Genomic DNA, 18,637 nt, shown 5'->3' on the forward strand with positions numbered 1-18,637 from the left:
ACCTCAATATGGGTGCAAATAATGAGTAATACACAAGTAGATTTTCAATCAGACGATTTTTTATTAGACCACTATGTGGGTAAAACCCCATTGGTTAGGTTACAGCGTCTGGCAAGTCATACTCAAGCGACTGTATTGGCAAAACTGGAAGGTAATAATCCAGCGGGCTCTGTCAAAGATCGCCCAGCATATAACATGATCATGCAAGCTGAAAAACGTGGTGACATTAAGCCAGGTGATACGCTGATCGAAGCGACTAGCGGTAACACAGGTATTGCATTAGCCATGGTTGCGGCAATGCGTGGCTATAAAATGAAATTGATTATGCCTGCAAGCTCTAGTCAAGAGCGCAAAGATGCAATGCGTGCGTATGGTGCTGAGCTTATTGAATCCGAGAATATGGAAGAAGCTCGTGATATCGCATTGCGAATGGAAAAAGATGGTCTAGGTTTAGTACTCAATCAATTTGGTAATCCAGACAATGTCCAAGCACACTATTTGACAACTGGTCCAGAAATTTGGCAACAAACTGGCGGTAAAATTACGCATTTTGTAAGTTCGATGGGAACAACGGGAACCATCATGGGGATTTCAAAATACCTCAAAGAACAAAATCCAAATATTCAAATTATTGGTTTACAGCCATCTGAAGGGTCGAATATTGCAGGTATTCGCCGTTGGCCTCAAGAATATTTACCGACGATTTTTGATGCTTCTCGTGTTGATCAAATTATGGATATTCCACAAATTGAAGCTGAAAAAATGGCTCGTCAATTGGCACGTAAGGAAGGAATTAGTGCTGGTACTTCTTCTGGTGGTGCAGTTTGGGCATCAATAAAAATCGCTGAACAACATCCTAGTGCTGTGATTGCATGTATCGTGTGTGATCGTGGTGATCGTTATCTCTCTACGGGGTTATTCTCTGTAGAAGATGAACAATAAATTCGAGTAAATCTATATGCGCTTACCTGTTTTAGTGTTTGATATTGAAACATTGACCGATCTTAAATCAGGAGCGCATCTATATGGCTTAGATTTACCAGAAGATAGTATTGAACAAGCGCTGAGTAAGTTAAGACGTCAAGAAGCGGGCACTGACTTTCAGCGACTTGCTTTACATGAAATTGTCTGTATTTCAGGACTATGGATTGATGAAAAGGCGGGAATGAAATTATTTTCATTCAGTCGTGAACATTATTCAGAACCTGAAATTTTACAAAAATTTCTATCAATTTTTGATAAACGTAATCCGACTTTAGTCAGTTGGAATGGCTCCCAATTTGATCTGCCTGTTATTATGTATAGAGCAATGTATCATGGGTTGTCTGCGCCAAGTCTGTTTGATCAAGGCGAAATTGATACACAAAAGCGCTATAATAACTACCAGAATCGTTACCATCATCGTCATATTGATTTGATGGATTTTATGGCAATGTTTAATGCGCGTCACTTCCAAAAACTGGATGATGTCGCTTATATGCTCGGTTACCCGGGTAAGCGCGGAACACCAGGTTATTTTATCCCTGAATATGTTCGTAACAATAATTGGATAGAATTAACCAGTTATTGTGAAGGGGATGTTTTAAACACATGGTTAGTCTATCTGCGCTATGTATTGTTAAAAGGACAGATTTTGCCTGAAGATCATCGTCTGTGGATTCAAGCGACGATTCATTATCTTCAAGGTCAACCCCAGCAAACAGAATTTTTGCGTATTTGGCAAGAAACTGCTGAAAAAACTGACTTCACCGCTTCGGATTTTAAATCAACTCAACATTAGGTTATCTCTTTGAAACAACGTGCCGCACATCGCTCATCTCAACTTCCTCGTTATACATTTACAGTTGAGAGACTTTCACACGAAGGGCGAGGGATCGCACATTTTCAAGGACAGGAACATCCTCAAGACAAATTGGGTAAAAAGGTCTTTATTCGTTTTGCACTGCCAGGAGAAACAGTAGAAGCTCAAATTACCCATCAGGCAAAAAAATTAGAAGAAGCTGATTGTGTGCAGTTGATTGGGGCGCCGAGTCCAATTCGTACACAGCCAGTTTGTCCACATTTTGGAAAATGTGGAGGCTGTAATATGCAGCACATAAAATTAGATGAACAAATTCGTTTAAAACAATCAGTTTTAGAGTCGCATCTCACCCACTTTGCAGGTGCTCTTCCAGAGTCGTGGCTAGAACCATTGCGTTCGACACGTGAAGATTATCGTCACAAGGCGCGTATTGGCGTTCGCTACATTGCTAAAAAAAATAAATTAGTCATGGGTTTTCGTGAGGCTCAATCTAATCAGCTTACTGAAATTAAAACCTGCAAAATTTTAGATGCAGAGCTAGATGCTGCGTTACCTCACCTCAAGGTACTCCTTGAAAATCTAAAAGCAAAAGCAGATATAGGTCATATTGAATTGGCGAAAGGAGATCAAGAGGTTGCACTTTTGATACGTCATACCAACAAATTACCGCAAAATGATGTCAACCAACTGCGTGAATTTGCGTTAGAAAGATCATGGCAGCTTTATTTGCAACCTGCTGGTGTAAGTAGTGTTCATCGTGCGGATGGTGACCTATCTGAGCGATTACATTACTCACTACCTGATTTTAACGTGACGTTTGGTTTTAAACCGACTGACTTTACTCAGGTGAACCCCACCATTAATCCACAAATGGTGAAGCTGGCATGTGAATTGCTTGACCTGAGCGGAAATGAGCGTGTTCTTGATTTATTCTGTGGTCTAGGGAATTTCTCATTGCCACTTGCACGTTCTGTAACACGGGGTGAGGTCGTCGCGGTGGAGGGAAGTGAGGAAATGGTGATGCGTGGGACAGAAAATGCACTGAAAAACGGCATCACAAACGTAAAATTTTATGCTCAGGATTTAACGCAAGATTTTTCGCAACATTCTTGGGCAAATCAAGGGTTCGAGGCACTCTTAATAGACCCACCACGCGCTGGAGCTGAAGAAATTATGCACTATGTGCCAAATTTTGGTGCAAAAAAAATCGTCTATGTTTCCTGTAATCCTGCTACATTAGCACGTGATACAGGGATTTTAGTACAACATGGCTATCAGTTGAAGAAAGCTGGTGTGATGGATATGTTCAGTCATACAGGCCATGTTGAATCTATTGCTTTATTTGAAAAAAGCTAGTGCTAAGTGTTGATTTAATAAAATGAAGATTAGATTTAAAAAAGGAGAAGGGTATGGTCACAGTACGTGAGCAGTTACCTGGACGACTGACTGAGTTGTCTGAGGAAACGACTGTAGAACATGCCGCTGAAGCGCAACTTGGTTTAGCAACTTGGCTAGACCGTGCGCGGATTATTTTAGACGGTGCAGAACTTAAAAAATTAGAAGAAGTCGCTCTTAGTGTTTTAAAAAAAGAACTGACTTCTGATCACCATCATAAAACCAATACCTTCGCGACTGGCTTAGGTATGGCAGATATTTTGGCTCACCTACATGTTGATGAAGATACTTTGTCAGCAGCGATGCTTTATCGTAGTGTGCGTGAGGGCATGACGTCGCTTGAGGAGATTCGTAAAAGCTTTGGTGAAAGTGTCTACAATTTGGTGAAAGGCACTTTGGCAATGGGTAAGTTGTCAGAGCTGATCGAAAAAAATAAACGTTTAGAAGATCACTTCAATAATAATCAGCGTGAACATTTAACTGGGATTTACAAGATGTTGATCTCAGTAACAGAGGATGTTCGCGTTGTATTAATCAAGTTGGCTGAGCGTACGCTGGCTTTGCGTGAGTTGGCAAACTCTCCAAAAGAGCGTCAAGAGCGTGTCGCACGAGAAATTTTGACCATTTACTCGCCCTTGGCGCATCGTCTTGGTATCGCGCAGTTAAAATGGGAACTTGAAGATCTTGCGTTCCGTTATTTAGCACCAGAGCGCTATAAAGAAATTGCATCTTTACTCAATGAAAAACGCTTAGAGCGCGAACAATATATTCAATTCGTGGTCGATAAGCTGAAAAGTGAGTTGTTGAAGCATGGCATTGAGGCTGAAATCTCAGGTCGTGTGAAACACATTTATTCGATTTATCGAAAAATGAAAAGTAAGAACTTAAGTTTCGATCAGCTATATGACATTCGAGCTGTTCGTGTACTGGTTCAGAATGTATCTGAGTGTTATCACGCTTTGGGGATCGTACATCAAATCTGGCGTCATATTCCCCATCAGTTTGATGATTACATCACTAACCCAAAAGCCAATGGCTACCGTTCTTTACATACTGCAGTGATTGCTGAAAATAAATCTTTAGAGATACAAATCAGAACCACTGAAATGCATGAAGAAGCTGAGTTAGGCGTTTGTTCTCATTTCAATTATAAAGAAGGTGCCAAAACTACAGATTATTCATTTAATCATCGTTTGCACTCTTTACGTTCCGTGCTTGAACATTATCAAGAACGAAATGAAGCAGGTGCGCATCCGAATGAAGACGAAACTGAAAATTTCAATCAGCTTCAAGATTTTGAAGATTTTGAAAAAATTTATGTTTTTAGTCGTGATGGTGACATTAAAGAATTACCGCGTAATTCAACCGTTTTAGATTTTGCATACCATGTGCATACTGAGGTTGGTAATAAGTGTTATGCAGCACGTGTGAACCAACGTTATGTTCCACTGACTTATACATTAAAAACAGGTGAACAAGTCGAGATTTTGACCAAGAAAGATCGTGAGCCAAATCGTGATTGGTTGGTGAACTCTTTAGGTTATATCAAGACAGCACGTGCAAGAGACAAGTTGCGCCATTGGTTCAGACAGCAAGACCGTAGTAAGAACTTAGAAGTCGGTCGAGAGATTCTCACCAAGGAATTATCACGTCTTGCAATTCACCCAAAAAGTATTGATTTGAGTGATTATTGTGCTCATTTTAACGTTAAAACAGGTGAGGACATTCTTGTATCCTTGGTGAGTGGAGATATCAGTCTTCATGCATTGATTAATCAAGTCAATCGTCATATGCACTTGGATCAAGATGAGCCTGAGTTAGTGCTGAAGCCAGCATTAAATCCACGGGCGAGTCATACATTATCAGCGCATGGGATTCTGATTGACGGTTTGGATAATGTTGAACTACATATTGCACAATGTTGTCAGCCTGTTCATGGTGAGTCGATTGCTGGATATATCACACTCAATCGTGGGGTGAGTATTCATAAGGTGGCTTGTCCGGATTATGTACGTATGATCAGCCAAGAACCTGAACGCGCTGTTGAAGCAGATTGGGAAATGCAACCGACAAGAGGGCAGAGTGTCCAAATTGTGGTTGAGGCTTATGATCGTCGAGGACTGCTGAAGGATCTAACCCAAGTGATTTTTTCAGATCAGATTAATATTCGCCAAGTGAATACCATTTCCGAAGCGGATGGTATTGCCAATATGAAGCTGTTGATTGAGGTCAAAGGTTTGGCTCAATTGTCTCGCTTGTTGGCTCGATTGGAACAGCAACCAGGCATCATTAGCGCAAGACGTTTGGTGCAGGGGAATTAAAAAAAAGCCTGCTTTAGCAGGCTTTTTATGACTGATCACTCAAATAGCGTTAAATCAGATTTTGCATTTTTTAGAACCTTGATAGATTCCAATATTATCGATGTTTGCTTGCGATGCAGCTTTGATCTGTTGCTGTAATGGAATATTTGCAGCATCAGAAGTATCGCTTTCACCCGCTACAGAGTTTGCAACTTGCCCCATTTTTGTTGCTTTTTCTGAGTTGCCACCGAAAGTAGATAATGCATTACCTGCCATACCCGCCCATTTGCTCAATGATTTAGCTGGCGTTTGGGTTGCAGCAGCTGCAATATTTTTATCAGCATTTTCTAAGTTACGCTTAGCATTGGCTTTTTCAACAGCTAGTGTTGCACAATCCATTGCCTTGAGTTCAGCAGTTGAGTGTTGTTTGGTTGGTAGTTCACCCGAAGCTTGAGCAAGAGTCGTTGTTAAAGCAGTAGCGATAGCTAAAGTTAAAATTTTTTTCATTATATATTCTCATTTGTAACGCATTGTTATAAATGCCCCTGTTGGGGCGAGAGAATATTACACAAATGTGACTAATTTGTCATTTCTTTTTACTTAATAGTAAATTTGTCACTCTGTTGATCAATTGGGGACTGAATCTTGACAGGTGATACATCAGTTCAGTTTTGATGCCAACCGTATGGTGAGTCACGGTTAAGTGATGGTTTTTTAAACGTGCGACACGGTAAATTTCCTGAGCAACGTCTTGGGCGCTGAGACTGACTCCCATATTTTGAATCGTACCCGCATCCATGCCTTTTACCATGGCAGTCTGAACAAATAATGGCATGATGTCTAATACGCGTATTCCATATTTTTGCCATTCAACATCAAGACCTTCTGTAATGCCGCGAACAGCAAATTTACTTGCTGAATAGGACACTAAATCAGCTTGACCATAGATAGCAGAAGCAGAGGACATATTGATGATACGTGCGTGGGAGGCCTGTTTTAAGAAAGGGAGCGCAGCATGACAGCCATTGAGAACGCCGTTAACATTGATATTAAATGTTCGATGATGCGATGAGATATCTGTATTTTCGAATGCCCCTGAATATAAGATGCCAGCATTATTTAATAATATATTTATTTCACCAGCCCATTCGTTGAACTCAGTTAAAGCACTTTGCCATTGGTCGTATTGGGAAACATCTAGCAAACCCGCTTTAGCATTTGGCCCTAAAGATTGAGCCAATTGTTCAGCTTGTTCGAGATTGATGTCATAAATACCGACTTTATAACCTTGCTGATAGAATAGTTTTGCGGTAGCTGCGCCAATCCCTTGTGCTGCGCCACTGATAAAAATACTAGATGTCATCGAAAATCCTTGTTGTTTTACATCATTTTATGTTCCTAGTTGAGCATAAGATTGTTCATTGAATCAACAATATCTTTAAACTCATCATTCACTAGAGATCAACTTTCATGGAAAAACTTTTAAATATCATGCAAGAGCTTCGTGCGAAATGTCCATGGGATCAAAAACAAACGCCTGAAAGCTTGACTCGCTATGCGATTGAAGAAGCTTATGAGGTTGAAGAAGCAGTTCGATCACAAAATACAGCGCATATAAAAGAGGAATTAGGAGATCTTCTGCTGCAAGTTGTATTTCAAGCGCAAATGTATAGTGAGCAAGGAGCATTTAATTTTCATGATGTGGTGGAAACGTTGTGCGACAAGTTGATTCGAAGACATCCTCATGTCTTTCAATCGGCTCAATTTGAACAACTGAATGAACAGCAGGTGAGTGAACTTTGGCAAAAAATTAAGGCTGAAGAGAAAAAAGACAAAACTAAATCACGTTTAGATGAAATTAAAGCGGGTCCTGCCTTAGATCAAGCCGAACAAATTCAAAAAAATGTAGCTCAGATTGGATTTGATTTCGAAAATGTTGAGCAAGCGTATGAAAAGTTAGATGAAGAGTTATCTGAATTGAGAGAGGCGCTCAACCATCAAAATTCCGACGAAATACAAGAGGAGTTTGGAGATTGTTTATTTTCTTTAATCAATGTTGGACGTAAAATCGGCATTTCAAGTGAGATGGCTCTACTTGGAACCATCCACAAATTTAAACAACGTTTTTCATACATTGAGTTGCAGGCAAAAAATAGAAATACGCCCATTGAAAATATGAGTCTCAAAGAAATGGACCAATTGTGGGGTCAGGCAAAAGTGTATCTAAACCAACATAACAATAACATTCAGGTTCAACATGAATAGCATCATTTCTTTTCTTCTTCTGATATTTACTGCATGTGTGAGTTTAATCAGTTCGGCATATCCACAACAGTTTGATCAATCTTACTTAAAATGGAAAGCAGAGCAAGAAGCTCATGATCAACGACTTAACCGGCAAAGTGCGAACCATTATTTATCTCGACCAGCCGTAAATACATCATCAAAGCAATCAGCTGGTGGTGTCGGGCAATCAACTAAAGTTCGTCTTAATACGGCTTCAATGGTTGAACTACAAATGATTAAAGGAGTGGGTGAGAAGAAAGCTGCTGCAATTATTGAGTATCGGCAAAAGCATGGCAGTTTTAAGTCAGTAGATGAACTTCAAAATGTCAAAGGAATAGGTCCAAAGTTTATCGAAAAGAATCGCAACCAGTTAGCCCTCTAACACATTTTTATAGAGGTCAAATGGCACTAAGGGGTGTTGAAATTTAATCAATTTTGACGGTGAATCTTGGAGAATAAAATTGCCCTTTGATTGTGTTAGAGCTATGATTAGCACAATTATGATTTTACGTTCTGACGTAGGAGACAGCGTCTTTTGCAAACTTTGCACGCGTCAAAGTGCGGTTTATCCACTGCACAATTACCTTCTTCCATTTTAGATGTTATTGATTCTTTAACTAAAGCCGGCTATGAAGCTTACATCGTCGGTGGTGGTGTCCGTGATTTGATGCTTGGACTTGCGCCTAAAGATTTCGATGCTGTAACCAATGCGACACCTTCACAAATTAAAGAAGTATTTGGTCGTCGTTGCCGAATTATTGGTCGTCGTTTTGAGTTGGCTCATGTCTATTCTGGTCGTGAATTAATTGAAGTGGCCACTTTCCGAGCTCCTCCTAAAAAAGCAGTGACTTCTGCTGCAGGGATGATTCTAAGAGATAATAATTGGGGCTCAATTGAAGAAGATTTTGCTCGTCGAGATTTCTCAATCAATGCGATGTATTACCAACCGCGTAAGGGTATCGTTCTTGATTTCTGTAACGCTATTGATGATATAAAAACAAAAACATTGCGTTTATTGGGTGATCCAAAGTTACGTTTTGAAGAAGATCCAGTTCGTATGTTACGAACACTGAGATTTGCTGCGAAACTTAACTTTAAAATTGATCCTGCAATTTTAGATGTATTTACACCTGAAGCAGCCTTGCTTTTACGTGATGTATCACCCCATCGTTTATATGATGAATCTCAAAAGTTATTCACAATGGGGCATTTGAATCGTGTGCTCCCAATGTTGATTGAGTTTGGAATCTGGAAACAATTATTTGCAGATATTCCTCCTCATATTGATGCATTTATTGAACGTGCAGCGAAAAATACAGATCAGCGAATTCAAATTGGTAAAACGATCAACCCTGCATTTTTCTATGCGGTATTGTTGTGGAAACCATTCCTTGAGCGTTGTGATTTTTATATGCATAAAGGTGTTGTGGCAGCTGAAGCACGTGCTCAAGCTGGCTTAGATGTGCTGAAGCGCCAAGCGACACGCACGATTATCCCGCGTTTTGCAGAAACCTTTATTCGTGAAGTTTGGGAAATGCAAACTCGTTTGTTGAACCCAAAACCTCAGCAAATTGAAGCACTCTCAGGTCATGCTCGTTTTAGAGCAGGTTTTGACTTTATGTTGCTGCGTGAAAAGTCTGGAGATCAGACGACCAATGGCATGGGTCAATGGTGGGATGCTTATCAGTTGATGTCTTTGGACGAAAAAGAGCGTGTGATTGCGCAGTACAATCGTCAACGGACTAAATCACGACGTAAAGTTGCCGTGATCGAAGATGTTGCGGAAACAAAGCCTCAGCAGATTGAACCGCTAGTTAAAGAAACGGAGTCACGTAGCCGCCGCAGTCGTAAGGCCGCTTCAGCGAATGAGCGAAGAACAGAGCAAAATGCGAGTATCGCTTTGGATAATGGTATTGCAGCTGATCATCCTATTTTGAAGCGTAAACGTGTCAAACGTGATTTAAATACAGTGGTGTTTGGTCCTATCCAATGACAGTACGAACATATATTGGACTGGGAAGTAATTTAGGTGATTCTCAGCAGTTGATGGCAGAAGCCTATACGAAACTGGCAATGCTGGGTGTGGTGAAAGCATCAAGGCTTTATCATAGTCCACCTATGGGTCCTCAAGACCAACCACATTACCACAATGCGGTCGTTCGTTTAGATACGAGTCTAACGGCGCTTGAATTATTAGATGAATTACAAAAAATAGAAAATGAAGCAGGGCGGGTGCGTTTACGTCGTTGGGGTGAACGCACACTCGATTTAGATCTATTGTTATATGGTGATCAAACGATTCAAAATGATCGCTTAACTGTTCCACATATCGGGATATTTGAGCGAGATTTTGTCATACTGCCGTTATTAGATCTGGATGTCGAATTAGAAATTCATGGACAGAAAATTCGAGAAACGAATATTGCAAAACACAGCCAATTGGATGTTTTAGCAGATTCATCTTGGATCAATATTTAAACTTTAAAATGTTCTAAGGAACTGTGTTAGAGGACATCTTATGATCAGTCTGAGCGATTTAAGACAATTCAAACAGCAAGGTCGAAAATTTTCATGTCTGACTTGTTATGACGCCAGTATGGCGAAGGCAATGGAAATTGCTGAAATAGATACCATTTTAATTGGTGATTCGCTTGGGATGACTATTCAAGGCCATGATTCAACGTTGCCTGTGAATGTGGAAGATATGGTCTATCACACCTCAGTTGTACGTCGTGGAAATAACCATGCTTTCATCTTAACTGATCTGCCTTTTATGAGTTATGCCACACTCAATGATGCACTAGTAAACTCGAAAAAAGTGATGCAAGCTGGCGCACAAATGGTCAAGCTTGAAGGTGGTGCTTGGCTTGCTGAAACGGTAGAAGTATTGACTCGCAATGGTATTCCAGTGTGTGTCCATCTTGGACTAACGCCACAATCCGTTCATGTATTTGGTGGCTATAAATTACAAGCCAAAACGCGTGAAGCTGCGGATCAGCTGATTGCTGATTGTAAAGCCGTTGTTGAGGCTGGGGCTGCAGTGTTATTGCTAGAGTGTGTACCTGCACAATTGGGTCAAGAAATTACAGAACTATTTCCGCATGTACCTGTGATTGGTATTGGTGCTGGAGCACAAACCGATGGTCAAGTTCTGGTTGTTCAAGATATGCTGGGATTAAACTTCGGTCGTGTTGCACGTTTTGTACGTAATTTTATGAAAGAACAGTCTGGTGAAACGGCCATTCTTGATGCAATCAAATCGTATCATGTTGCTGTACTAGATCAATCTTTCCCTGCTAAAGAACATACGTTCCAAGTTGAGCTTTAATCATGAAAACTGAAACAACAATCCATGGTTTAACCGCATCACTTCATGCTGCTCGTCAAGCACGAAAGACTATTGGTTTTGTCCCGACCATGGGGAATCTACATCAAGGTCACTTAAATTTAGTACGTGAAGCACGTAAATTATGTGATGTGGTTGTGGTCAGTATTTTTGTGAATCCGATTCAATTTGGCCCAAATGAAGATTATGACAGTTACCCACGCACACTTGATCAAGACAGTCAGTTGTTGGCTGAAGAGGGTTGTGACATTATTTTTGCACCTTCAGTTGAGCAAATGTATGGCAGTCAACCTCGCTTAACAAACATTAGTGTCGGTCAAATTACCAATGATTTATGTGGTGCTCAACGTCCGGGGCACTTTGATGGTGTTGCGGTAGTAGTAACGAAGTTATTTAATATCGTACAACCACATTTTGCATTTTTTGGTCAAAAAGACTACCAGCAGTTGGCTGTGATTAAGACAATGGTACGTGACTTGAACATGCCGATTGAAATTATTGGTGTGCCAATTGCACGTGCTGAAGATGGTTTGGCATTAAGTTCACGTAATGGTTATCTTTCGGCTGAACATCGTCAAATTGCACCAGTCATTTATCAATCTTTAAAAACTGCTGAAACAAATTTAAAACAAGGTCAAGCGCTTACAGAGGTTCTTGCTGAGATAAAATCAACTTTAAGTGATGCTGGCTTTGTCGTGGATTATGTTGAAGCACGTAATCCAATGTTGCAGGCAGTAGAGCAATTTGACCAAGATATTGTGTTATTTGTTGCTGCGAAAATTGGTTCGACACGCTTGATCGACAATTTACAAATCAGTCTTTAAAACAGGATTAAACTCGATGATGATCGTCAGGTGTGGTGCATGAAGCGAATTCTTATTGTTACAGGACAATCCGGTTCAGGGAAGTCATCTGCATTGCAGGTTCTCGAAGATTTAGGTTATTACTGTATCGATAATTTGCCGCTAGCATTACTTCCTGAGATCGTTGGAAAGTTAGATCAAGAAAATAATTTAGAACAATTGGCTTTAGGGGTTGATGTTCGGAGTACACGCGCTGATTTGCAAGAATTTGAGCAAGTTTATCAGCAACTGGAAAAACATGGTGAAGTCGAGGTCATTTATCTCACGACCAAAGATCAAGAGTTAATTGCTCGTTTTAGTGCCTCGCGTCGACCTCATCCACTGGCGAATCGTTTTAAAAGTCTGAATGAGTGCATTCAAGAAGAGAAACAATTACTGTTGCCGATTCAATTAAGAGCAACTGTACAGATTGATACATCAGATAAAAGTGTCCATGATCTTAAAGATACATTATTATCCCGCTTAGGGCAGGTAGATAACTTAATTGTTATTTTACAGTCTTTTGGATATAAGCATGGTATTCCGTTGGATGCTGATTTTATTTTTGATGTGCGGCATTTACCCAATCCACATTGGGATTTAGAGCTTAGAAAATATTCGGGCTTAGATGAGCCCATTGAAAAATTCCTGACATCATTTGACCAAGTGAATATGATGTTTGAGGATTTAAAGCAGTTTTTAGAGAAGTGGTTGCCTGCCTTTGCAGAAGGGCATCGCCATTACATTACGGTTTCGATAGGATGTACAGGTGGTCAGCACCGCTCTGTATTTATTGTGGATAGACTCAAAAAGGCGCTTGAGGCACAATGGTCTATTCAGGTCTTGCATAGAGAAATGAAGCACTGGTCATGATTGACACAACTGTTGACGTAATTAACAAATTAGGATTACATGCGCGTGCGTCAGGCAAGCTCATTGAGGTCACTACCAAATTTCGAAGTTCGATTAAAATTGGTAAGGGCGATAAATTAGTCGATGCCAAAAATATTATGTCTTTGCTCATGCTCGGTGCAGGCAAAGGAACTACATTAAGACTAGTGATTGAAGGGGCAGATGAAGAGAAAGCTTTGTCTGAAGTTCAAGCATTATTCGCAGCAAAATTTTACGAGGCTGAATAATCGTGGCACGTCGATCGCAACGTTTTACTGAAGATGATTTTGAGTCTTTAGAAGGACGTGCAAGTAAAACTGAACAAAAGAAAGCTGTACAACGTATGGCTGCTTTAGGGGCTCAACTTGCTGAGTTACCCAAAAAAAAGATTGAAAGCCTTCCTGTGGAAGAGCGCTTAATTGAAGCTTTATTGGATGTTCAATTGATAACATCAGGTGAGGCTCGTCGTCGTCAATTTTTGCGTATTGGTAAATTATTACGCAATGAAGACGAGAGCATGATCTTATCTTATTTGACACCTCAACAAGGGGCGAAAAAGACAGCACAATTGCACCGCTGGGTCGATCGTATGATTGCACAAGGTGAGCCTGTTATTAAAGAATTTATGAAGACTTACAATGCTGCAGAGCATCATGCAATACGTCAGCATTTACTTCGTATTGAACGTGATATTCAAAAAAACTTAGGTGAGGATGCTGTTGCACAATCTAAGTTAAATTTGCTGAATTACGTTCAGCAAGTTGCACTTATCTCTGATCGTTAATGGTCAAAAAAAAGGTCTGATGTTTCAGACCTTTTTTATTTCTTAGATGCTTAATATTTAGAGTGCAGCACGATCTTTTGCCCAATCTCGCAACACAAACTTTTGCAGTTTACCTGTTGAAGTTTTAGGGATTTCAGTAATCACTACGTCTTTAGGTACCTTGAATCGAGCAAGATGTTGTTTGCAGTATTCAATGATTTCTTCAGGTGTAGCTTGTTGCCCTTGCTTCAATTCAATAAATGCGCATGGAACTTCTTGCCAACGTGGATCAGGTTTTGCAACAACTGCAGCTGTCAGCACGGCAGGGTGTTGATACAGTACTTCTTCCACTTCAAGTGAAGAAATATTTTCACCACCAGAAATAATCACATCTTTCGAGCGATCTGTGATTTTGGCATAACCATCAGGCTGGCATACGGCAAGATCGCCAGTATGGAACCATCCACCAGCAAATGCTTCAGCGGTGGCTTCAGGATTCTTCAAGTACCCTTTCATGACAATGTTGCCACGGAACATAATTTCCCCCATGGTCTGACCATCATTCGGTACAGGCAGCATCGTTTCAGGATCTAGTACTTTCATCCCATCTTGAAGTGGATAAGGTACACCTTGACGTGAATGTAGTTGAGCTTGTTCTTGGATGCTTAAATCACTCCAGCCTGCTTGCGAAGCACATAGCGCTGATGGTCCATAGGTTTCAGTGAGACCATAGACGTGGGTAACATTGATTCCTAGATTTCGCATACCTTCAATAATGGCAGCTGGTGGCGCTGCACCAGCAACCATCACTTCAACTCGATGATTAATTTCGCGTTGTTGCTCTTTTGGTGTGTTGATCAACATGGACAATACAATTGGTGCACCGCAGAAGTAATCGACTTGATGATCCGCGATCAATTGATAGATCTGTGCTGGATCAACTTTTCGAAGACAAACATTTGTGCCACCGTTGGCGGCCATGGTCCAAGCGAAACACCATCCATTACAATGGAACAGAGGCAAAGTCCATAAATAGGTGGCACGGGGTGTCATACCACAAGCAATGATATTACTTGCTGCATTAATATAAGCCCCACGATGATGATAGACCACACCTTTTGGATTCCCAGTTGTGCCTGAGGTGTAGTTTAAGCTGATGGCATCCCATTCATCCTGTGGTAATTGCCACTCAAACTCAGGATTACCTTGTGAAAGCCAAGATTCATACTCAATTTTTCCAATACGGGGCGCTTGTTCATTGAATTCATATTCAGTATCTGCAACATCGATAACATAAATGTCCTGAGGAACTTGTGCTAAAGCTTCCTGTGCTAATTCTGAGAATTCAGGGTCAACTAAAAGTACTTTTGATTCAGCATGTTCAAGCATAAATGCGAGTGTTTTTGCATCTAGGCGCGTATTTAATGTATTGAGTACAGCGCCTGCCATAGGCACTGCAAAATGCGCTTCGATCATGGCTGGAATATTTGGAAGTAATACTGATACAGTATCATTTTTCTGAATACCAAGCTTTTGCAGCTGATCGGCAAATTGACGGCAACGTTGGTACTTTTCTTTCCAGCTAATCCGGCGTGTACCATGAATAATTGCATCTTGCTGAGGGTAGATGTAGGCCGCACGCTCTAAATATCTGAGTGGAGAAAGGGCAACAAAATTTGCCGGCGTTCTAGGTAGTTCGTCATACGGACTTAAATTCATTTTAGTATCCATCTTCATTTTTATAATCCTGAGTAAAAGATAAGCAAAAAAGAAACGGAATACATTTATCCTTTAGTCGAGCAAACGTGACATTTTGTCAATTAGGCGAAAATTCATATTTTTTAATTTCAATTTATTGCGTTTTATTCGTGAAGTTGGTGATATTTATTTGTGCTGAATAATGTAATTGATCGAGAAATAGGGTAAATTTTAAACAGATTTTAAGTTTCAAAATCGAATAATAAAAGCAAAAGGATTTTGCATATGTATATTGTTGGGTGGGGGAAAGATGAAATTAACATCGAACCCAAAGGCTATGCCATGTTTGGCTATGGGATGTGGCATCACCGTGCCTATAAAAAAAGAACTGCGCTGTATGCGAGAACAGTGACCATTCAAAAAGATCGAGATGCTCCATTAATTTTATGTTGTCTAGATTTTGGCTGTATTACTTCAGCAATTCGAATTACTGTAATCCAACGCTTGAATGAAACGTTGAGCGATCGTTTCGATCCACATCGTTTGGTTCTAATGGCAACGCATACCCATTCAGGTCCAGGCGGTTGTGGTTATGAAGCTCTTTATAATATGCCGACACCAGGATTTGTGCCTGAGCACCTTGATGCAGTAGTGGATGCTGTGCAATCCAGTATTCAACAGGCATTATCCAATCGCGATTTTACAGAGATTCGGTTAGCGACAATTGACATTCCTGAGCAAGTTCCTGTGGCATGGAATCGCTCGATAAAAGCGTATAATCGAAATCTCGATACTGCATTCGTCGACGAATCTGAAACTTACAAAGCGATCAATCGACAAATGCAAGTCCTTGGCTTTTATCGTGGGGAAAAGCTGCATTCTCTGTTGTCACTGTTTGGTGTGCATGCGACATGTTTGGGCAATCAATTAGACGCTCATGATGGTGATAATAAAGGCTATGCCGCAACACTTTCGGAAGAGACCTTAAGTGCTGCTGGGGTGGATGGACCAGTTTGTATATTTGCGCAAGCAACAGCAGGCGATGTGTCACCACACTTCCATGGAAAGAATCAGACTAAGATCAGAAAAAAGATAAAAGGAGAAGCAGAATACATCTATGCGAGAAACAATGGTCGTATACAGAGTGAGTATGCTTTAGCCGCTTTAATTGAGCAGCAAAATCAAAAAATTCAATATCAGGATTTGGATGCAGTACTCGAGTATGTGGATATGTCAAATACTGTGGCTGATCCAGAGTTTTCAGGTGGATATAGCAATGCGATAACAAGCCAAGCTTGTCATGGGACAGCATTTATTGCGGGCACACCAGTCGATGGTGTGGGTGCTGCAAAGCCATTGATCATGGCTATGAATTTACTTTCAAAACAATTCAAACGAAGTAAATTGAATTCAAAAGATCCAGTGGAAAGTGCTTATTATCAGAAGCTTTATCATGCTCAAGGACCCAAAAATATTATTTTTGAATCGGGTCAGCATCGGATATTAGGAAAAAAATTAGGTTCACTTCCTGGTGTTTTAGATCCACTCATTGCTGAAATGAATGCTCAAGTTCACGCTGGCGCAATTCAAGAAAGCGATTTAGTGCCACATATTGTGCCAATTCAGCTCATTCGAATCGGTCAACTTTTTTTGGTATGTGCTCCCGGAGAGTTTACAACAACTTCAGGTAAGCGCGTATTAAATACCATTCAGAAAAGTGTATTACCGACATTTCCTAACGCAAAAATTTGGTTTGCATCTTATTGTAATGATTATATGGGCTATGTGACGACATTCGAAGAATATCAAGAACAAGCCTATGAAGGTGGACACACTTTATTTGGTCAATGGACTTTGGCAGCTTTTCAAACCTATTTTAAACATTTGGCTAAACAGATTTGTTTGCCACCTGAACAACGTCAATTATCAAATTGCGTACCTAAAGCAGTACCTCAAAAAGAATTAGAGAAAAGAACCAATCGGGGAAATGTTCAAACCGCCGTTGCACAAAAGGAGTTGGCAACATGAGTAATCTGACACATCATTATTGGTCTAACTGGTCGGGATATTGCCACTCAAACCCGCAACACATCTTATATCCAGATCAATTACATGAATTACAGGATATTGTGATTCAACATCCTAAAGTTCGTGTGGTTGGTGCAGGGCATTCATTTACTCCTTTGGTAAAAACGGATGCGTCTATTATTTCTTTAGACCGATTTTCAAGTGTCTTAAATGCTGATCAGGCTAAATGCCAAGCGACGTTATGGGCAGGTACTCGACTATTCAATTTAGGACAGCATCTTGCGCCTTATGAACAGTCGCTTATGAATCAGGGTGATATTGATCAACAAAGTTTAGCTGGTGCTGTGTCTACAGGAACACACGGGACAGGTGCAGCGCTATATTCTATTTCAGGCTATGTAGAAGATTTTGAGCTATTACAGGCAAACGGGGAGTTAATCCAATGCTCCAAGACGGAGAACCCTGAAATTTTTCAGGCAGGGAGAGTATCTTTGGGATCACTCGGGATATTAACGAAAATAACCATGCAAAACCGCCCTAGATATAAATTGGAAGAGAAAATTCATTTAGCCCCTGCAGAAGAAAGCCTTGATCAATTTCTCCAATTGATGCACCAACATCGGCATTTGGAGTATTTTATTTTCCCTTTTACAGATCAGTTAATTTTTAAAACACTTGATGTTACAGAGGGTGAGGTGAAGCCAAGAGAAACTTCTTGGCCATCTGAGGATCAACTTTTAACATGGTGTTGTGAAATTTCTAAAAAAGCCCCTTTTTTGACGAAATATCTTCAAAAATTAGTCGGTGTTTTTGTGAAGCCAACAGAATTCATTGATTGGTCGAGTGATATTTTTGCAACACCTCGGAATACCAAATTCAATGAAATGGAATATCAAATTCCAATTGAGAATGGTATTCAATGCATCAAAGAAGTGATTGCAACGTTTAGAAAATATCAAATAAATTCTTTTTTCCCTATCGAATTCCGCGTGGTCAAAGGGGATGATATTTGGCTAAGTCCTTTCTATCAGCAAGACAGTATTTCGGTTTCAATCCATCAATATTATAAGCAGTCACCTCAAAAAGTATTTGATCTTATTGAGCCGATTTTTCAAAAATATCGAGGCCGTCCACACTGGGCTAAGATGCATCAACTATCTCACCAAGAGATTCGAGCTCTTTATCCGAAATGGAATGAATTTATGCAAATCAGAGAAGCGCTCGATCCCCATCGAAAGTTTCTCAATCCCTATCTTGAAAAACTATTACTTGGGCAACATGGATGAG

The 18,637-nt window shown here is 40.3% G+C and carries 18 protein-coding genes; 15 read left to right on the plus strand and 3 right to left on the minus strand.

Annotated elements, in window-relative coordinates; all coding sequences use genetic code 11:
- The first annotated feature begins 21 nt into the window (after nt 1–21).
- The 4 genes from cysM to CL42_RS03675 are packed head-to-tail and all read left to right on the plus strand — an operon-like array spanning nt 22 to nt 5,517.
- Entirely contained in the window at nt 22–942 is a 921-nt protein-coding gene (cysM, locus tag CL42_RS03660) for a cysteine synthase CysM (protein ID WP_035265328.1), read from the plus strand.
- 16 nt (nt 943–958) lie between these two features.
- On the plus strand, nt 959–1,780 hold the full coding sequence (locus tag CL42_RS03665; RefSeq protein WP_035265329.1) for a 3'-5' exonuclease: 822 nt from the start codon (nt 959–961) through the stop codon (nt 1,778–1,780).
- A gap of 9 nt (nt 1,781–1,789) precedes the next feature.
- Nucleotides 1,790–3,157: a 23S rRNA (uracil(1939)-C(5))-methyltransferase RlmD gene (gene rlmD, locus CL42_RS03670; RefSeq protein WP_035265330.1), complete on the plus strand. Its 1,368-nt coding sequence runs from the start codon at nt 1,790–1,792 to the stop codon at nt 3,155–3,157.
- A 53-nt stretch (nt 3,158–3,210) separates the two neighbouring features.
- Nucleotides 3,211–5,517, plus strand: a complete 2,307-nt coding sequence (locus CL42_RS03675) for a RelA/SpoT family protein (RefSeq protein WP_035265331.1) — start codon at nt 3,211–3,213, stop codon at nt 5,515–5,517.
- Nucleotides 5,518–5,571: 54 nt separating this feature from the next.
- Here the strand turns inward: CL42_RS03675 and CL42_RS03680 are convergent, their stop codons facing one another.
- Nucleotides 5,572–6,003 (minus strand): hypothetical protein, encoded by a 432-nt coding sequence (locus tag CL42_RS03680; protein WP_035265332.1) that lies wholly within the window; start codon nt 6,001–6,003, stop codon nt 5,572–5,574.
- A gap of 79 nt (nt 6,004–6,082) precedes the next feature.
- Nucleotides 6,083–6,859, minus strand: coding sequence for an SDR family oxidoreductase (locus tag CL42_RS03685; RefSeq protein ID WP_035265333.1), 777 nt, complete (start codon nt 6,857–6,859; stop codon nt 6,083–6,085).
- Nucleotides 6,860–6,966: 107 nt separating this feature from the next.
- On the opposite strand from CL42_RS03685, the gene mazG reads away from it, so the two are divergent.
- The 9 genes from mazG to yjgA all read left to right on the plus strand — a co-directional run bounded on the left by mazG (nt 6,967) and on the right by yjgA (nt 13,645).
- Nucleotides 6,967–7,761: a nucleoside triphosphate pyrophosphohydrolase gene (mazG, locus tag CL42_RS03690; protein ID WP_035265335.1), complete on the plus strand. Its 795-nt coding sequence runs from the start codon at nt 6,967–6,969 to the stop codon at nt 7,759–7,761.
- Nucleotides 7,754–8,164, plus strand: a complete 411-nt coding sequence (locus tag CL42_RS03695) for a ComEA family DNA-binding protein (protein WP_035265336.1) — start codon at nt 7,754–7,756, stop codon at nt 8,162–8,164. The genes mazG and CL42_RS03695 overlap by 8 nt, the downstream gene beginning before the upstream one ends.
- Nucleotides 8,165–8,317: 153 nt before the next feature.
- On the plus strand, nt 8,318–9,775 hold the full coding sequence (gene pcnB, locus CL42_RS03700; protein ID WP_035265338.1) for a polynucleotide adenylyltransferase PcnB: 1,458 nt from the start codon (nt 8,318–8,320) through the stop codon (nt 9,773–9,775).
- Complete coding sequence (gene folK / locus CL42_RS03705; protein WP_035265339.1) at nt 9,772–10,260, plus strand: 2-amino-4-hydroxy-6-hydroxymethyldihydropteridine diphosphokinase; 489 nt, start codon at nt 9,772–9,774, stop codon at nt 10,258–10,260. The genes pcnB and folK overlap by 4 nt, the downstream gene beginning before the upstream one ends.
- Nucleotides 10,261–10,300: 40 nt before the next feature.
- Nucleotides 10,301–11,110 (plus strand): 3-methyl-2-oxobutanoate hydroxymethyltransferase, encoded by an 810-nt coding sequence (gene panB / locus CL42_RS03710; protein WP_035265341.1) that lies wholly within the window; start codon nt 10,301–10,303, stop codon nt 11,108–11,110.
- A 2-nt stretch (nt 11,111–11,112) separates the two neighbouring features.
- The gene (panC, locus tag CL42_RS03715) at nt 11,113–11,952 is read left to right on the plus strand and encodes a pantoate--beta-alanine ligase (RefSeq protein WP_035265343.1); all 840 of its coding nucleotides are present in this window, start codon (nt 11,113–11,115) and stop codon (nt 11,950–11,952) included.
- A gap of 39 nt (nt 11,953–11,991) precedes the next feature.
- Nucleotides 11,992–12,843 (plus strand): RNase adapter RapZ, encoded by an 852-nt coding sequence (gene rapZ, locus CL42_RS03720; protein WP_035265345.1) that lies wholly within the window; start codon nt 11,992–11,994, stop codon nt 12,841–12,843.
- Nucleotides 12,840–13,109 carry an HPr family phosphocarrier protein gene (locus tag CL42_RS03725; RefSeq protein WP_035265349.1) on the plus strand — a complete coding sequence of 90 codons (270 nt, stop codon included), beginning with the start codon at nt 12,840–12,842 and terminating at the stop codon, nt 13,107–13,109. The genes rapZ and CL42_RS03725 overlap by 4 nt, the downstream gene beginning before the upstream one ends.
- A 2-nt stretch (nt 13,110–13,111) precedes the next feature.
- Nucleotides 13,112–13,645, plus strand: a complete 534-nt coding sequence (gene yjgA, locus CL42_RS03730) for a ribosome biogenesis factor YjgA (protein WP_035265351.1) — start codon at nt 13,112–13,114, stop codon at nt 13,643–13,645.
- A gap of 57 nt (nt 13,646–13,702) precedes the next feature.
- Here the strand turns inward: yjgA and CL42_RS03735 are convergent, their stop codons facing one another.
- Nucleotides 13,703–15,343 carry an acyl-CoA synthetase gene (locus CL42_RS03735; protein ID WP_035265353.1) on the minus strand — a complete coding sequence of 547 codons (1,641 nt, stop codon included), beginning with the start codon at nt 15,341–15,343 and terminating at the stop codon, nt 13,703–13,705.
- A 264-nt stretch (nt 15,344–15,607) separates the two neighbouring features.
- On the opposite strand from CL42_RS03735, the gene CL42_RS03740 reads away from it, so the two are divergent.
- Both CL42_RS03740 and CL42_RS03745 read left to right on the plus strand, forming a co-directional pair.
- On the plus strand, nt 15,608–17,350 hold the full coding sequence (locus tag CL42_RS03740) for a neutral/alkaline non-lysosomal ceramidase N-terminal domain-containing protein (RefSeq protein WP_035265354.1): 1,743 nt from the start codon (nt 15,608–15,610) through the stop codon (nt 17,348–17,350).
- Nucleotides 17,347–18,636, plus strand: coding sequence for a D-arabinono-1,4-lactone oxidase (locus tag CL42_RS03745; protein WP_035265355.1), 1,290 nt, complete (start codon nt 17,347–17,349; stop codon nt 18,634–18,636). Before CL42_RS03740 ends, CL42_RS03745 begins: the two co-directional genes overlap by 4 nt.
- Nucleotide 18,637 lies beyond the last annotated feature (1 nt).

Origin of the sequence: Acinetobacter sp. Ver3, assembly GCF_000632455.1 — a bacterium.
Taxonomy (GTDB): Bacteria; Pseudomonadota; Gammaproteobacteria; order Pseudomonadales; family Moraxellaceae; genus Acinetobacter.